This is a genomic window from Kribbella sp. NPDC048915, assembly GCF_040649595.1.
Taxonomy (GTDB): Bacteria; Actinomycetota; Actinomycetes; order Propionibacteriales; family Kribbellaceae; genus Kribbella.
This window is the reverse complement of record NZ_JBEZFT010000001.1, coordinates 1-14,052: the sequence shown is the minus strand read 5'-3', so window position 1 is coordinate 14,052 and position 14,052 is coordinate 1. Positions and strand designations below refer to the sequence as shown.

General features: G+C 68.4%; 14 protein-coding genes. 5 read left to right on the top strand and 9 right to left on the bottom strand.

Annotated features, from left to right (window positions below; genetic code table 11):
• The first annotated feature begins 8 nt into the window (after positions 1 to 8).
• Positions 9 to 491 (top strand): 2,4'-dihydroxyacetophenone dioxygenase family protein, encoded by a 483-nt coding sequence (locus AB0B82_RS00070; RefSeq protein WP_360160687.1) that lies wholly within the window; start codon positions 9 to 11, stop codon positions 489 to 491.
• Here AB0B82_RS00070 and AB0B82_RS00065 read toward each other — a convergent pair.
• Positions 481 to 1,359, bottom strand: a complete 879-nt coding sequence (locus tag AB0B82_RS00065; protein WP_360160685.1) for a LysR family transcriptional regulator — start codon at positions 1,357 to 1,359, stop codon at positions 481 to 483. The genes AB0B82_RS00070 and AB0B82_RS00065 overlap by 11 nt on opposite strands.
• Before the next feature lie 51 nt (positions 1,360 to 1,410).
• Between AB0B82_RS00065 and AB0B82_RS00060 the strand changes: the two genes are divergently transcribed.
• A complete protein-coding gene (locus AB0B82_RS00060) occupies positions 1,411 to 2,496 on the top strand; it encodes an FAD-dependent oxidoreductase (RefSeq protein ID WP_360160683.1) in 1,086 nt (361 codons plus the stop codon).
• Here AB0B82_RS00060 and AB0B82_RS00055 read toward each other — a convergent pair.
• The 3 genes from AB0B82_RS00055 to AB0B82_RS00045 all read right to left on the bottom strand — a co-directional run bounded on the left by AB0B82_RS00055 (position 2,477) and on the right by AB0B82_RS00045 (position 5,431).
• Positions 2,477 to 3,679: an MFS transporter gene (locus AB0B82_RS00055; RefSeq protein ID WP_360160681.1), complete on the bottom strand. Its 1,203-nt coding sequence runs from the start codon at positions 3,677 to 3,679 to the stop codon at positions 2,477 to 2,479. The two genes, AB0B82_RS00060 and AB0B82_RS00055, sit on opposite strands and share 20 nt — an antisense overlap.
• A 222-nt stretch (positions 3,680 to 3,901) precedes the next feature.
• Positions 3,902 to 4,957 (bottom strand): DUF5937 family protein, encoded by a 1,056-nt coding sequence (locus AB0B82_RS00050; RefSeq protein WP_360160679.1) that lies wholly within the window; start codon positions 4,955 to 4,957, stop codon positions 3,902 to 3,904.
• Complete coding sequence (locus AB0B82_RS00045; protein ID WP_360160677.1) at positions 4,958 to 5,431, bottom strand: GyrI-like domain-containing protein; 474 nt, start codon at positions 5,429 to 5,431, stop codon at positions 4,958 to 4,960.
• Between the two features lie 100 nt (positions 5,432 to 5,531).
• On the opposite strand from AB0B82_RS00045, the gene AB0B82_RS00040 reads away from it, so the two are divergent.
• Complete coding sequence (locus AB0B82_RS00040; RefSeq protein WP_360160675.1) at positions 5,532 to 6,827, top strand: glycoside hydrolase domain-containing protein; 1,296 nt, start codon at positions 5,532 to 5,534, stop codon at positions 6,825 to 6,827.
• A gap of 21 nt (positions 6,828 to 6,848) precedes the next feature.
• Here the strand turns inward: AB0B82_RS00040 and AB0B82_RS00035 are convergent, their stop codons facing one another.
• Positions 6,849 to 7,232, bottom strand: a complete 384-nt coding sequence (locus AB0B82_RS00035) for a cupin domain-containing protein (RefSeq protein ID WP_360160673.1) — start codon at positions 7,230 to 7,232, stop codon at positions 6,849 to 6,851.
• A 51-nt stretch (positions 7,233 to 7,283) separates the two neighbouring features.
• Between AB0B82_RS00035 and AB0B82_RS00030 the strand changes: the two genes are divergently transcribed.
• Positions 7,284 to 7,748: a MarR family transcriptional regulator gene (locus AB0B82_RS00030; protein WP_360160671.1), complete on the top strand. Its 465-nt coding sequence runs from the start codon at positions 7,284 to 7,286 to the stop codon at positions 7,746 to 7,748.
• Here the strand turns inward: AB0B82_RS00030 and AB0B82_RS00025 are convergent.
• The 4 genes from AB0B82_RS00025 to AB0B82_RS00010 form a co-directional block, all read right to left on the bottom strand.
• On the bottom strand, positions 7,745 to 7,882 hold the full coding sequence (locus AB0B82_RS00025; protein WP_360160669.1) for a hypothetical protein: 138 nt from the start codon (positions 7,880 to 7,882) through the stop codon (positions 7,745 to 7,747). The two genes, AB0B82_RS00030 and AB0B82_RS00025, sit on opposite strands and share 4 nt — an antisense overlap.
• A 47-nt stretch (positions 7,883 to 7,929) precedes the next feature.
• Positions 7,930 to 9,231 carry a serine hydrolase domain-containing protein gene (locus tag AB0B82_RS00020; protein ID WP_360160667.1) on the bottom strand — a complete coding sequence of 434 codons (1,302 nt, stop codon included), beginning with the start codon at positions 9,229 to 9,231 and terminating at the stop codon, positions 7,930 to 7,932.
• 253 nt (positions 9,232 to 9,484) lie between these two features.
• Positions 9,485 to 12,295 carry a DEAD/DEAH box helicase gene (locus AB0B82_RS00015; protein ID WP_360160665.1) on the bottom strand — a complete coding sequence of 937 codons (2,811 nt, stop codon included), beginning with the start codon at positions 12,293 to 12,295 and terminating at the stop codon, positions 9,485 to 9,487.
• A gap of 9 nt (positions 12,296 to 12,304) precedes the next feature.
• A complete protein-coding gene (locus AB0B82_RS00010; RefSeq protein WP_360160663.1) occupies positions 12,305 to 13,201 on the bottom strand; it encodes an alpha/beta hydrolase fold domain-containing protein in 897 nt (298 codons plus the stop codon).
• Positions 13,202 to 13,269: 68 nt separating this feature from the next.
• Between AB0B82_RS00010 and AB0B82_RS00005 the strand changes: the two genes are divergently transcribed.
• Positions 13,270 to 13,740 carry a MarR family transcriptional regulator gene (locus AB0B82_RS00005; RefSeq protein WP_360160661.1) on the top strand — a complete coding sequence of 157 codons (471 nt, stop codon included), beginning with the start codon at positions 13,270 to 13,272 and terminating at the stop codon, positions 13,738 to 13,740.
• Positions 13,741 to 14,052: the final 312 nt, after the last annotated feature.

Sequence of the window (14,052 nt, the reverse complement as noted above, 5' to 3'; positions counted from 1 at the left end):
AGAACCCGATGATCCCGGTATCCGCAGGTGTCCCGGCGGAGATCGCCGTGCAGGCAGTACCCGACGACGAGCGGCTGTGGGTGCCGCAGGCAGCGGACGTGTGGTTCCGGCCGTTGATGCTGAACACGATCACCGGCCAGTGGTGCAACCTGCTCAAGGTCACGCGGGCCGGCATCGTCTCGCGGCACCGACACCCGAGCGCCGTGTTCGGGTACGTGATCAAGGGCAAGTGGCAGTACGACGAACACGACTGGGTCGCCGACGCCGGGTCGTTCGTCTACGAGCCGCCCGGTGAGATCCACACGCTGCGCGTCCCCGAGGACTGCACGGAGATGATCACGTTCTTCAACATCTCCGGCGCGATGATCTACGTGGACGACCAGGGCAACCAGACCGGCTACGAGGACACGTTCACCAAGATCCAGCTGTGCCGCGACCACTACGGGGCCAACGGTCTGGGCGCGGACTACGTGGACCAGTTCATCCGCTGACCTGCCGTACGACGTCCATCACCGCGGCGAGCGCTGGTGACGCGGACCGGTCGCGGCGGGTGAACAGTCCGACCTGACGGTCCACGTCCGCGTCGTGGATCGCGACGAGCCGGACGCCGGTCAGATCAGCGGTGGTGACCGCCAGCTCGTTGGTGACACCGACACCGAGCCCGTGGCGTACCAGCGACAGCAGGGTCTGTGGCTGGTTCGTGCGGAACGCCGACTCCGGGCTGAGCCCCTTCGAGGCGAACGCCAGGTGCGACTCGAACTGCCGCGGTCCGTCGCTCTCGCCGATCGAGATCAGCGGCAGCTCGGCCAGTTGGCCGAGCCCGACCGACTCGCGGGCGGCGAGCGGGTGGTCCGCGGGGAACACCGCGACGAGCGGCTCCCGCCACAGCACCTCGTGCACGAGATCCTCGCTGGTCACCAACGGATGCACCGGGCGGATCGCCAGGTCGATGTCACCACGGACCAGTTCGGCTTCCAGGTCCACGCTCGGTCCCTCGACGAGGAGCAGTCGGATGCCCGCCGGCAGCCGCCGTACGACCTGGGGGAACATCCACGCGGCGGCACTCGGATAGGTGCCGAGGCGGACCGTTCCGCCCGCGGACAGGCCCTGGACGCGGCTCAGGATCTCCTCGGCCTGCGGGAGCAGCGCACGACCCTCGGGCGTGAGGCGCGGCGGGTGCGCGGTGCGGTCGAACAGCTGTACGGCGAGCGCGCGCTCGAGCTCAGCGACATGCTCGCTGATCCGCGACTGGCCGCGGTACACGGCCTTCGCAGCGGCCGAGAACCCGCCGTACCGCGCCACCGCCACGAAGCTCACGATCCAGTCCATGCGGAAGCCGTACGCCGAGCCGAGGTCCATGTCGTCACGGTAGCGGGGAAGAGGCAGCGCGGGCGGTGTGTTGACGATGGTGTGCTCGAGGTAGCAGTCATCGGTGCGGGACAGGCGGGGCTGTCGGCCGCGTACCACCTGGTGCGGCTGGGATTCACGCCGTACGACGAGGTGCTGGTGCTGGACCGCAACGCCGAACCGGGCGGCGCGTGGCAGCACCGGTGGGACTCGCTGACCATGCACGACGTCCACGGCATCGCGAACCTGCCCGGTGTACCGGTGCCGACGAGTGCGGGTGCGGAGCGAGCCAACGAGTTCGTGCCGGCGTACTTCGCGGACTACCAGAAGCGGTTCGAGCTCCCGGTACTGCGGCCTGTCGCGGTGGAGAGCGTCCGGTCCGTTGCGGGTGGTTTCGAGCTGGAGACGTCCCAGGGCAGCTACCAGGCCGCGTCGCTGGTGAACGCGACCGGGACGTGGGACCGGCCGTTCATCCCGTGGTACCCGGGGATCGAGACGTTCCGCGGGCGGCAGCTGCACACGGCCGACTACCGCGGTGCCGCCGAGCTGGCCGGTCAGCACGTACTGGTCGTGGGCGGCGGCGCATCTGCTGTCCAACTGCTCGCAGAGATCTCCGAGGTGGCCACGACCACCTGGGTGACGCGTCGACCGCCGGTGTGGCGCACTGGCGAGGACTTCACGCCGGAGTACGGGCGTCAGGTGGTGGCGCGCGTCGAGGAACGCGTCCGCGCCGGACTGCCGCCGCGCAGCGTCGTCAGCGTCACTGGGTTGCACCTGCGCCCGCAGGAGCAGGCGGCGGCCGACCGCGGCGTTTACACGCGGCTGCCGATCTTCTCGCGCATCACAGCGGACGGAGTCGAGTGGGATCCTGACACGCAGTGGGACGGTGCCGCCGCGCCTGTGGACAACCGGCTGCGCATTGACACCATTCTGTGGGCCACCGGGTTCCGGGCCGATCTGGCTCACCTGGCGCCGCTGCACCTGCGCGAGCCGTCTGGCGGCATCCGTATGGACGGCACTGCCACAGTCATCGACCCACGTGTCCATTTGGTCGGGTACGGTCCGTCGGCCAGCACTATTGGGGCCAACCGGGCCGGCTTCGCAGCTGCTCGTGCGCTACGCGACCTGCTCAGACCTGTGGCTGCATAGCGCGTTCCGGCTCCTGCACGACAACCGGCACGAACAGACCGGCCACCAGGAACACAGCTGCCGTCAGCAACCACCCGGGCCAACCCCACGACACAGCCACTGTGGTGATGAGAAGCGGCGCGACCAGGTCTCCGACCTGACGCCCCATGGCGTAGGCGCCTTGGTACTGCCCCTGCGCGCCAGGCGGCGCCAGCTCGAAGCTGATCCCCCAGCCGCCCGCGGACTGAAGCATTTCGCCCACAACATGCGCCAGGGCAGCTGCCACCAGCAGGCTGATCGTCACTGCCCCCGACGTGGCGTCGGACAGCGCCAGCACCACGCAGGTGAGCGCCAACAGCAGCCCCGCGCGTCGGCCGGCCCGAGCGGCTCCGTTGAGGTGTTCGGTACCCCGGGAGATGCGGACCTGCAGGAGGATCACTGCAGCCGAGTTGAGCACCAGCAGGACCGAGATGATCCAGCGTGGCGCGTCCGTCGCCGTAGCGACCCACAGTGGGATGCCGACCTGGGCAAGTGCCCCGTGCATGCTCAGGACGCCATCCAGCCCGACGAACACCAGGAACCGCCGGTCCCGCACCGCCGTCAGCGCAGACGGTCCTGATGCCGCTGGCACCGGCGCAACGGTCGGCATCCCGAACCGCACCAGTCCGGCTGTCAGCACGTACGTCGCAGCGTTGGCCAGCAGCGCCACGACGTATACCTCGAGCCGGTCGACCGCGAGTACGACGCCGGCGGCTCCCATGCCGACCGCCATGCCGATGTTCGTGACGACGCGGAGCAGTGCCCTGGTGCGGACCTTCTGGTCGGGCGGTGCGAGTCCGGCGATGAGTGCGCCCTTCGCACCGCGCTGACCCGAGTCGGCGATCGCTGTGACGGCTGCGACGGCGACGTACCACTCGAACGAACGCACCTGGGTAAGAGCGCTCATCGTGACCGCCTGGAGCAGCAGGAATGCGACGTACGCCCGGTTGGGTCCTAGGCGATCCGCAACGACTCCCAGCGGCGTACTGGTCACCAAACCGACCAGCGCGGCGACTGTGAGACCTACGCCGACATGTGCGACCGACAGGCCGACGGCGCGGGTCAAGTAAAGCGCTGCGACTGCTGCGTAGACGCCGTTCCCCAGGGTGTTGACCAGTGTGGCGGCAATCAACCGTCGAACCGCGGGCGAGAGAGAGGTGGTCACAGCTGTCCATCCAACAATCGGGGTTGACGTCCCGTCGTTGGATTGCCAACTTCCGTCAGTCGATCAACACGATCAATGCGATCAATATGGTCAACGCTGGATCAACATGTGCATCGACACGGAATCAACATGCCGGATCAACATGCCGGATCAACATGCCGGATCAACATCCGGATCAACGTGCCGTGCCAGCAAGGGGGATCAACATGGGTCAACGCTTGATCAACGCATGATCAAGGTCAGCAAGTCGGAGCCGAGTGTCGTCAAGGCGTCGTTGTTCAGGCGATAGGCGACGAAGCGGCCCTCCCGCTCTGCGGTGACCAGTCCGGCTCGCGTCAGAGCGCGGAGGTGCCGAGTGACCTGTGTGGGATGCAGGCCCCAGAGCGCGGCGATCTCCCCCGCGGTTCGCGGTTCGCTGGCTACGGCGCGGCACACCTGGAGGCGGTCCGGGGACGCCAGGGCGTCGAGCCGCGCCCGGATCTGCTGAGCCGCCGGTACGGCGTCAGTACGTCCGGTCACGGGGTAGATGATCGTGATGGGCTCGCCGGGGATCTCGCCGACGAACAGGTGCGGTGCGATGTAGTTGCTCGGCACAAGCAGCAGCGACCGCGTACTGATGTCGATGCGCTTGCTCTGCACCTTCTGCACGACGACACTGTCCGGGTCCCGTACGTCGATGGCGCTGTCCAGCGCGCGCAGCATCGCCGCGACACCGTGCCGGGCCGCCAGATCGCGATCGTGACGCCCGCGGGCCGCCAGCGTCGCGTGCGACTCCTCCCAGAGCGCACCGAACCACTCACGCCAGCAAGCGTCCAGTACGTCCAGGAACCGGCGCACCGGCTCCTCAGGTGACGTCAGCAGCGCCTCGACCAGTGCGGCGACGGAGCGGCCTCGACTGCGTGCCCAGTGCAGTACGGCGGCTGTATCGACCGAGTGACTGCTCAGCGGACGACCCCGCAACGGCCGCACCAGCTCGGCGGCAAGCTCCTCCGGCGGACGCGAACGTAGCGCCGCCAACTCGTCCGGCCAGGACGGTACGCCAGTTGCCGGGCTGGTCGCGAAGAACCTGGCCCGCACCGCGCGCACGGTCCAGCTCCATTGCGCCAGCTCGTCACGCAGCTCGGCGGACACCGGCAGCGCCGCGGCCCAGTCGACCCGGTCGTGGTGCGCAGGCTCGGCCAGGACGTGCAGCGCGCAGCCGAGCTCGATCAGCGGCGAGGCGACGTGGCGGATCCGCTCCGGATCGAGCCGCGCCACGCCCGCGAGGACGGTCGGCACTCAGTCCTTCAGCTTGAACTGGAGCTCGGTGTCCCAGTCCTTCATGTCGGGGACCTCACGCGGATCGGACAGGTAGATCTCGAGCCGCGCGGCCCAGCGGTTGCCGTCGACGTCCCACGCGACGCCTTCCTTGTCGCCCCAGGCGAGCAGGTCACTGGTGGCTTCCCGCAGCCCGTCCGGATGACCGTGGTACCGGGTCCGCACGTACCGTCCGGCCGGCAGGACACCGGTCACGATCTCGCCCTCGCCGCTGCGCAGGTCGTCGACCGGGAACCCGATCTCCAGCTCCAGCCCGGTCTCCATGTCGATCACGTCGTACTTGAAGAACGGCGCGTCGTTCGGCGCGATCTCCTTCGCGGCCAGCCAGTCCACCACCTCGCCCAGCCGATCCGCGAACGCGCTGATCCCGTCCATCGCGACCTTGCCGCGCAAGGCGACGTACGGCCGCTCCCCGAGCTCCACGATCTCCGGCATGACGTGTCCCTTCTGAGACGTACTCTGCGCTCAAACTTAACCCCTGCCCGCCTTGCTGCGGCGCACCACTCAGCGTCTACTGAGAGCTGGGGTGGTCACCGTGCTCAAGACCAAGGCTCTCGTCGCCGCGCTCACGCTTCTCTTCGTCCTGCCTCTCAGTACGCCGGCGCACGCCGAGCCGACCACTCCACTGCCGTACGCGGCCGGGGCGACGGCGACGCGGTTCACCGGGCTCGCGTTCGACACCTGTACCGCGCCCAGCGTCGCCCAGATGAGTGCGTGGCTGTCCTCGCCGTACCGCGCCGTCGGCGTCTACATCGGTGGTGTCAACCGCACCTGCGCGCAGCCGCAGCTGACGCCTAGCTGGGTCAGCAGCGTCACCCGGATGGGCTTCCGGCTGATCCCGATCTTCATGGGCTACCAGGCGCCATGCACCACCCGCACCAACGCAGTCAAGATGACTGTGCCGTCAGCAACCTCCCAGGGCGCGCTACAGGCACGCGACGCGGTCGCGGCGGCGAGGGCGCTCAATCTGCTCGGCGGTAGCGCGCTCTACGCCGACATGGAGCACTACAACATCAACGACAGCACCTGCCGGACCACGGTGCTGCGCTACCTGTCCGCCTGGACGAAGCAACTGCACGCATTGGGGTTCCTGTCCGGCGTGTACGCGCACCAGAACTCCGGTGCGGTGGACTTGGCAGCGGCGTACAACTCCAGCTCGTACGCGCGACCGGACGCGCTGTGGATCGCTCGCTGGGACAACAACAGTTCACTGACCAACTGGCCAACGGTGCCCAACACCTTCTGGGCGGTCGGTCAGCGCGGCAAGCAGTACCAGGGCGACCACAACGAGACGCATGGCGGCGTGACGCTCAACATCGACAGCGATCGCTTCGACGCACCGGTGGCGAGTGTTTGGTACACGTACACGGCCCGCGCCACCATCTACTCCTACAGCGGGCCGTCCACCGCCTACCCGGTCCGCGCGACCATCACAGCCAACTCGCCGGTGCGCATCGTCTGTCAGACGTTCGGACCGAAGATCGGTACCAGCACGGTGTGGAACAAGCTGGTCGACGGGACGTACGTCATCGACTACTACGTCCGCACCCCCAGTACGACCGGCTACAGCGCACCGATCCCGGGCTGCTCGCTGCCTTACCAGACCACCGTCAACAGTCTGACCCGTCGACGCGGCCCGGGTACGGCGTATTCGGCGTACCCGGGCACACTGCCGATCGGCTCCCTCGCGTGGATCACCTGCCAGCGCGCAGGCTCACGCGTCGGCACCACGTCCGCGTGGGACCGCCTCAGCGACGCCGCGTGGGTCACCAACTACTACGTCGCCTCCCCCAGTACGACGACGTACAGCGCACCGAACCGCCGCTGCTGACCGCTAACGGGTCTTCGTCCGCTACTGGGCCCACGGCGGCTGGACGGCCGTGCCGTCGGCCAGGTAGCCGGTGAAGCCGGCGGTGATGGCGACGATCAGCTCGGCGTTGTCTTCGCCGAGGTTGGTCAGCGCGATCGGCTCACCGGCCGTTACGACGACGGCGTCGCCCGGACCGAGCTTGTCGCCGTCTGCAGCGAACTGCACGGTCCCGCTGAGCACCATGAACACCTCGTCCCGGTCCAGCGTGTGCGGCGCGTCGCCGCCATGCCCCGGCGGCAGCGTGAGCCGCCAGGTGCACAGGCCGGCTGATCCACGGCTCGGTGCCGCGTACCCGGTGAACTCGGCCCCGTTCAGTGCGAAGCGCGGCGCATCTGCCGCGAGTGTGACGTACATACGGTCCCCCATCTCATTTAGTCAAGCTAGCTTGTCCAAGCCAGCTTGACTATCATGGGCGACATGACGCGTTCGGGCAAGATCGACATCGGGATTCTGCTGTTGCTCGCGGATCAGGAGTTCGTCCGCGGGCTGCGCTCGCAGGTCACCGCTCAGGGGTTCGACGACCAGGGCCGATCGGACGGCTTCGTGTTCCGCACGCTGAACGACGGACCGACCACGATCAGCGGCCTGGCCGAGCGGCTGGAGATCACCAAGCAGGGCGCCGGCCAGATCGTCGACGACATGGAGCAGCGCGGATACGTCGAGCGCCGCCCCGATCCGAGCGACGCCCGTGCCCGTCTCCTGCACCTGACCGAGCGCGGACAGGCGGCACTGACGGCGGCGCGCAAGTACCACCAGAACTACGAACGGCGACTGCGGCGCACGTTCGGCGACGAGGCGATCGACACCTTCCGCGACATCCTCACCCACATGGCGGGCGAGGCTCAGGTCAGCACGCCGCACTTCCGGGCGCTGATGTTCTAGCCGTCACCGATTTTCCGGCCGTCGCGGTTGCACCAGCCGTCGTCCATGTTTCGGCCGTCGCAGTTGGACCAGCCGTCGTCCATGTTCTGACGGTCGCAGTTGCACCAGCCGTCACCGATCTGCCCCCGTCGCACGGAAGCACTTGGTGAACGCGTCGGCCGACGGGCGAGTCGCGTTGCGTTCAGGCGAAGTACTTCGGGAAGAAGTCGTGGGTCGGCCACGACTTCACGCCGTTCGCGGCCTTCCACATCGCGGCGTCGATGTCGCCGTACGACTCGCCGCTCGCGTCGTCGCGACGGTTGAACAGCGCGGCCCAACTCAACCCGCCCGACGTCCGGACGAGCAGCGTGTACGTGCCCGGCATGCTGCCCGTGTGCCACGTGTTACGACCGGTGCCGCCGGTGACCGGGCGAATCTGCCAGCCGAGACCGTAGTACCAGCCGCTGGCGTTCACGCCGGTCGACGGCTTCGCCCACACGCGGCCGAGCGACGTACTGTTCAGCACACTCGACGGCGCGTCGAACATCTTCGCCCACCGCACCAGGTCCGGCGCACTCGCGATCCAGCCGCCGTTCGCGTCCTGGATCCGCATGCTGAACGATCCGTACGGCGCCGGCACCGTCTTGCCCGACCCGTCCAGCACGGTCCGCCCGGAGTACTGCGACTCGTACGCCGTCTCACCGCTGTGCCGAGAGATCGACCAGCCGAGCGACATCCGCGTGATCTTCAACGGCGCCAGCAGCTTCTGCTTCACGTAGTTCTCGTAGGTCAGGCCGCTGACCTTCTCGATGACACGGCCGGCCAGCAGGTACCCGAAGTTCGAGTACGCGTACTTGGTGCCCGGGTCGAAGTCGAGTTTCTGCCCGGCCATGTACTTGATGACGTCGGCGTGCTTCAGCTCCAGCGGTACGCCGAGCGTGCGGGAGATGGTCGCGTCCTTGAAGTTCGGGTCGCCGGAGACGTCGCGGTCCCAGCCGCCGAGGTGCTGCAGCACCTTCCACAGCGTGACCTTCGACCAGCGCGGGTCGCGGGTCAGGCCGCTCGCCGGCGTGATGTCGAGGATGTTCGCGACCGGCGTGGAGAGGCTGAGCTTGCCGTCCTGGACGAGCTTCACGATCGCCGCCGCGGTGAACGACTTCGACAGGCTCGCGATCCGGAACAACGACGTCGGCTGCACGGACAGCGCGGTCGACGTACTGTAGCCGCGGGCAAGCACCAGCCGCCCCTTGTACGTCACCGCGACCTGCCCCGCCGTGACACCGCGCGCCTGCATGAACGCCTTCATCTGCTCGTCGAACCCGGCCAACGCCGGCACCGCCGTCCCGGTCACCTGCCACGTCGCGGCCGCATCCGCCGGCCGCCCGATCGAGTAACCGACCGCGGTCCCCGCGGCGGCCGTAGCACCAGTAGCAATCGCCAACTTGCCAAGATCCCGGCGCGACAACTCCACGAACGTCTTCTCCTTCGAACGGGGGCTCCGCAAAGTCTGTCACCCCCACAGGTCCACGTACCCCTGACGTCGGCCGCATCTCAACGACCAGCAGAAATCCGACCCGACGCCCCTGGAGTCCCGCGCTACCGGTCCACAGGCGACGCAGGACGAGCAGGTGTGCAATCTCAACAGGACGTCTCCTTGCCGACGTGGTGCACGCAAGCAAGAACTGCTGACGTGCACGCCGTTTCGCCAGCACACCTCCTGTCGAGCGTGCACACTTCCCGCGCCCTGCGCCGCAGGGTCAGTCGACCATCGAGGCGTAGGAGATGACGCCTCGGCGGATTTGGTCCACCACGGCTCGGGCGGTGGCGCGGAGCGGGGTGGCGCCCGCGGCGTCGGCGATTTGCTCGGTGAGGTCGATGAGTTGCTTCACCCAGCGGACGAAGTCGCCGGCCGCGAGGTCGGACTCGTACAGGACCTCGGCGAGTGACGCGCCCGACGCCCAGCGGAACGCGGGCCAGCAGAAGTTGAGGTCCATCGACCGCAGGAAGTCGACGCGCATGTCCCGTTCGAGGGCGGACAGTTCGCGCCAGATCGATCCCATCCGTTCGATCGCGTCCCGGACGTCGCCGCGCGGCAACCGGGGTGAGGTCGGCTCGTCCTTCGAGCGCGACTCGTACACCAGGGCCGCAAGACACGACGCCAGCTCCGGCACGGTCAGGTCGTCGAAGATTCCTTGCCGCAGGCACTCGGCCGCCACCAGGTCGAGCTCGGTGTAGATCCGCGCGAGCCGGTCGCCGGCTTCGGTGGTCTTGTCGCCGTCGAGGTAGTGCAGCGCGTCGAGTACCTGGCAGACCCGGTCGAACTGGCGCGCGATCGTGTTCGTGCGCTGCTCGATCTTGCGCTGCACGTCGCGGTTCTCGCGGTCGAGCCGGAAGTACCGCTCCGCCCAGCGCGCGTGGTCCTCGCGGTCGGAGCACCCGTGGCACGGGTGCGCACGCAGCTGCGCCCGCATCTCCTGCAGCTCCGGGTCGTCGGCGTGCGAGATCACGTCGCGGTGGCGCGACGGCGGTCCGTCCTCGCCGAGCAGGTCGGTGCGGTTCCGCAGTACTTGGGCGAGTTCGCGGCGCTGCTGCGGGTTGCGCGGGTTGAACTTGCGCGGGATCCGCAGCGTCCCGATCGCCTCGACCGGGGTCGGGAAGTCGACCATCGACAGCTTCCGCACCGTCCGGTCCAGTGTCAGCACGGTCGGCCGCGGCCCCTCGCGCTCCGACCGCATGCCCGGGTCGAGCACGAGCGCCCACCCGGCACTCCGGCCGGCCGGGATCCGGATGATGTCACCGGTCTTCAGCTTCTCGATCGACTCCTGCGCCTCGACCCGCCGGTCGAGTTTGCGCCGCTTCGAACCGGACGCCTCGCGGTCGCTGATCCGCCGGCGCAGTGCGGCGTACTCGAGGAAGTCGCCGAGGTGACACTCGATCGACTCCTTGTACCCCTCGAGCGCCTCGGTGTTGCGCTGCACCTGCCGCGCCAGACCGACGACGGCCTGGTCGGACTGGAACTGCGCGAACGACAACTCGAGCATGTCCCGCGCCCGGGTCCGCCCGACCTGGCGGACCAGGTTGACGGCCATGTTGTACGACGGGGCGAACGACGACCGGAGCGGATACGTACGCGTGGACGCGAGGCCCGCGACCGCCCGTGGATCGAACCCGGGCTGCCACAGCACCACCGCATGACCTTCGACGTCGATGCCGCGCCGACCGGCCCGGCCGGTGAGCTGCGTGTACTCGCCCGGGGTGATGTCGACGTGCGCCTCGCCGTTCCACTTCGAGAGCTTCTCGAGGACGACCGTCCGGGCCGGCATGTTGATGCCCAGGGCAAGCGTCTCGGTGGCGAACACGACCTTGATCAGGCCGCGCGCGAACAGCTCCTCGACGACCTCCTTGAAAGCTGCCAGCATGCCGGCGTGGTGCGCCGCGATCCCGCGGCTGAGCGCCTCGGCGAAGTCGTGGTACCCGAGGACGCCGAGGTCCTCGTCCGGCAGGTCCGCCGTCCGCTCGGCCACCACCCGCTTGATCTCGTCGCGCTCCGACGGCTTGGTCAGCCGCAGACCGGACCGCAAACACTGGACGACCGCGTCCTCACAACCCTTGCGGGAGAAGATAAAGTAGATCGCCGGCAGCAGCGCACCGGCGTCCAGCTCCTCCACCACGTCCGAGCGGAACGGCGTGAAGTGTGTCTTGGACGGCCGGTTCCGCGGGAGGTCGCGGCGGCGGCGCGGTTTCCGCGAGTCGTCGCGGAAGATCCGGTTGTCGTCGCGCGCGATCCGGACCAGCTGCGGATTCACCAAGTCCTTGAGGTCGGCCTGCGCGGCCTTGGCCGGGTTGCCGGACTTGGACGGTTTCGCGGGAGCGCCGACCCGAGCGGTCGGCGCTTCACCGGCGAACAGGTCGTGCAGCCGTTTGCCCACCATCACGTGCTGGAACAGCGGCACCGGCCGCTTCTCCTCGAGCACGACGACGGTGTTGCCGCGCACGGTCTCCAGCCAGTCGCCGAACTCCTCGGCGTTGCTCACGGTAGCCGACAGCGACACCACCGACACCGAGTCCGGCAGGTGGATCAGCACCTCTTCCCAGACCGCGCCGCGGGCCCGGTCGGCCAGGTAGTGCACCTCGTCCATCACGACGTACGACAGACCGAGCAGCGTGCTGGAACCGGCGTACAGCATGTTCCGGAGCACCTCGGTCGTCATCACCACGATCGGGGCCTCGGAGTTCACCGAGTTGTCGCCGGTGAGCAGGCCGACCTTGTCCGGGCCGTACCTGCTCACCAGGTTGCTGTACTTCTGGTTGCTCAGGGCCTTGATCGGCGTGGTGTAGAAGCACTTCTGACCGCGCTCCAGGGCGAGGTGAACCGCGAACTCGCCGACCAGCGTCTTCCCGGAGCCGGTGGGCGCCGCGACCAGCACCTGGTGACCGTCCTCGAGGGCGGCGCAGGCGCGCAGCTGGAACTCGTCCAGCTCGAAGTCGTAGAGCGCCCGGAAGTCCTTCACGGCAGGATGCTCCTGGTCCGAGCGGAACGCGGCGTACTTCTCGGACGGGCTGCTCATACCCCCAATCTATGCGACGCCACCACCGAAACCACGATGGGCCAGCCAGTGAGCGGCGCGCGTCAGCGCAGCGTCGGCCTCATCCATCACGCCGACATTGAACTGGAACACGTGCGGCGCGCCAGCGACCACGTCGAGACTCACGTCCACGTCGTGTTCCGCGGCAGCGACCGCGAGCCGCAGCGAGTCGTCGAGGAGCACCTCGGCGGATCCGACCTGGATCAGCAGCGGCGGGAGCCCGGTCAGGTCCGCGAGCAGTGGGCTGACCAGCTCGTCCTTCGGGTCGTGCCCGGCCAGATAGGTCTCGGTGTATTCGGCGATATGCTCGCGACTGAACAGCGGATCCGCGTCGCTCCGGGTGTCGAGGCTCGCGCCGGACAGCGTGAGATCGGTCGTCGGCGAGAACACGACAGCTGCCGACGGCAACGGCAAACCTTCCCGGCGCGCCGCCAGCATCGTGGCGAGCGTCAGATTGCCGCCCGCGGAATCGCCCGCAACCACTACGTCGCGGCCCGCGCCCTGCAAGGCTTTGTACGCCGCCAGCGCGTCGTCGACCGCAGCGGGAAAGGGATGCTCCGGGGCGAGGCGGTAGTCGAGGGACACCGCCGGCAGACCGGATCGCCGCGACAGCGGAGCCGCCAGATTGGCGCCCGTCCGCGCCGAACCGACCACGTACCCGCCGCCGTGCAGGTACAGGATCACCGCGTCCGCATCCTGGTCGACGCCCTCGACCTGGACGTCCAGCGCCGGGACGCCACCCACGTTGGTCGACACCAGCGTGACGTCGTCGCCCAGTGGGAGCTCGGCGAAGATCTCGTCGAACTCGGCTCGTTGCTGCTCGGGGGTCCGCCCCAGCGCCCCCTTGGTGATGTAGCTGCGCGCCACCGCGCGCTGTTCCCTGCTCATAGCCGCCTCCTGATAGATTCCAAGGAATATTGTTATCCGTAACTACATTCCTAGGAATCAATATTCCCGTGACTGATCTCACATCCTTGTTCACGGACCTGGTCCGGCTCGAGACCCGGCTCTACAACGTCCTCGACGCCCGCCTCAAGGCCGAGCACGGCCTGCCGCTCGGGCAGTTCGAGTTCCTCCGCTACATCGACAAGCACGGCTCGGCACGGGTGTACGACCTGGCACGCGAGATGGCGATCACGGTCGGCGCCACCAGCAAAGCAGTCGACCGCCTCGAGTCGGCCGGGCGCGTCCGCCGGACGGCGAACCCCACCGACCGGCGCTCGTCATTGGTCGAGCTCACGCCCACCGGCGCCCGCGACCTCGCAGCCGCGAACCCGACGGTCGAGGCCGAACTCCACATCTGGGTCGGCTCCGTGCTCCCGGCCGCAGTCGTCGACCAACTGGCCACGAACCTCTCGATGCTCCGCCAGCGAGCCGAGCTCGACCACCGCACGGACCGCCACCACTCAGCAACCGCCGACGACTGACCCAGGCCGCTCAGCAGCAGCGGATGTCCGGCTCTTGTGACCGATCCGTGGGTGGGGCTGGATGACCGAGTCGGCGCCCGCGTTGGACGCCCGCGCTGAACGCCCGCGCTGAACGCCCGCGCTGAACGACCGCGCTGAACGCCCGCGCTGAACGACCGCGCTGAACGACCGCGCTGAACGACCGCGTTGAACGCCCGCGTTGAACGCCCGCGTTGAACGACCGCGTTGAACGACCGCGCGCGTTCCCGCACGGTGGGTTCACCCACGGTGTTGTGGGTTCCTGACCCGTGTGAAGGGTACGGAACCCACAAC

Coding starts and splice junctions, on each gene's coding strand:
- AB0B82_RS00070 (WP_360160687.1), top strand. CDS start 9: ATGATCCCGGTATCCGCAGGTGTCCCGGCGGAGATCGCCGTGCAGGCA.
- AB0B82_RS00065 (WP_360160685.1), bottom strand. CDS start 1,359: ATGGACCTCGGCTCGGCGTACGGCTTCCGCATGGACTGGATCGTGAGC.
- AB0B82_RS00045 (WP_360160677.1), bottom strand. CDS start 5,431: ATGCCGGAGATCGTGGAGCTCGGGGAGCGGCCGTACGTCGCCTTGCGC.
- AB0B82_RS00035 (WP_360160673.1), bottom strand. CDS start 7,232: ATGGGGGACCGTATGTACGTCACACTCGCGGCAGATGCGCCGCGCTTC.
- AB0B82_RS00030 (WP_360160671.1), top strand. CDS start 7,284: ATGACGCGTTCGGGCAAGATCGACATCGGGATTCTGCTGTTGCTCGCG.
- AB0B82_RS00015 (WP_360160665.1), bottom strand. CDS start 12,295: ATGAGCAGCCCGTCCGAGAAGTACGCCGCGTTCCGCTCGGACCAGGAG.
- AB0B82_RS00010 (WP_360160663.1), bottom strand. CDS start 13,201: ATGAGCAGGGAACAGCGCGCGGTGGCGCGCAGCTACATCACCAAGGGG.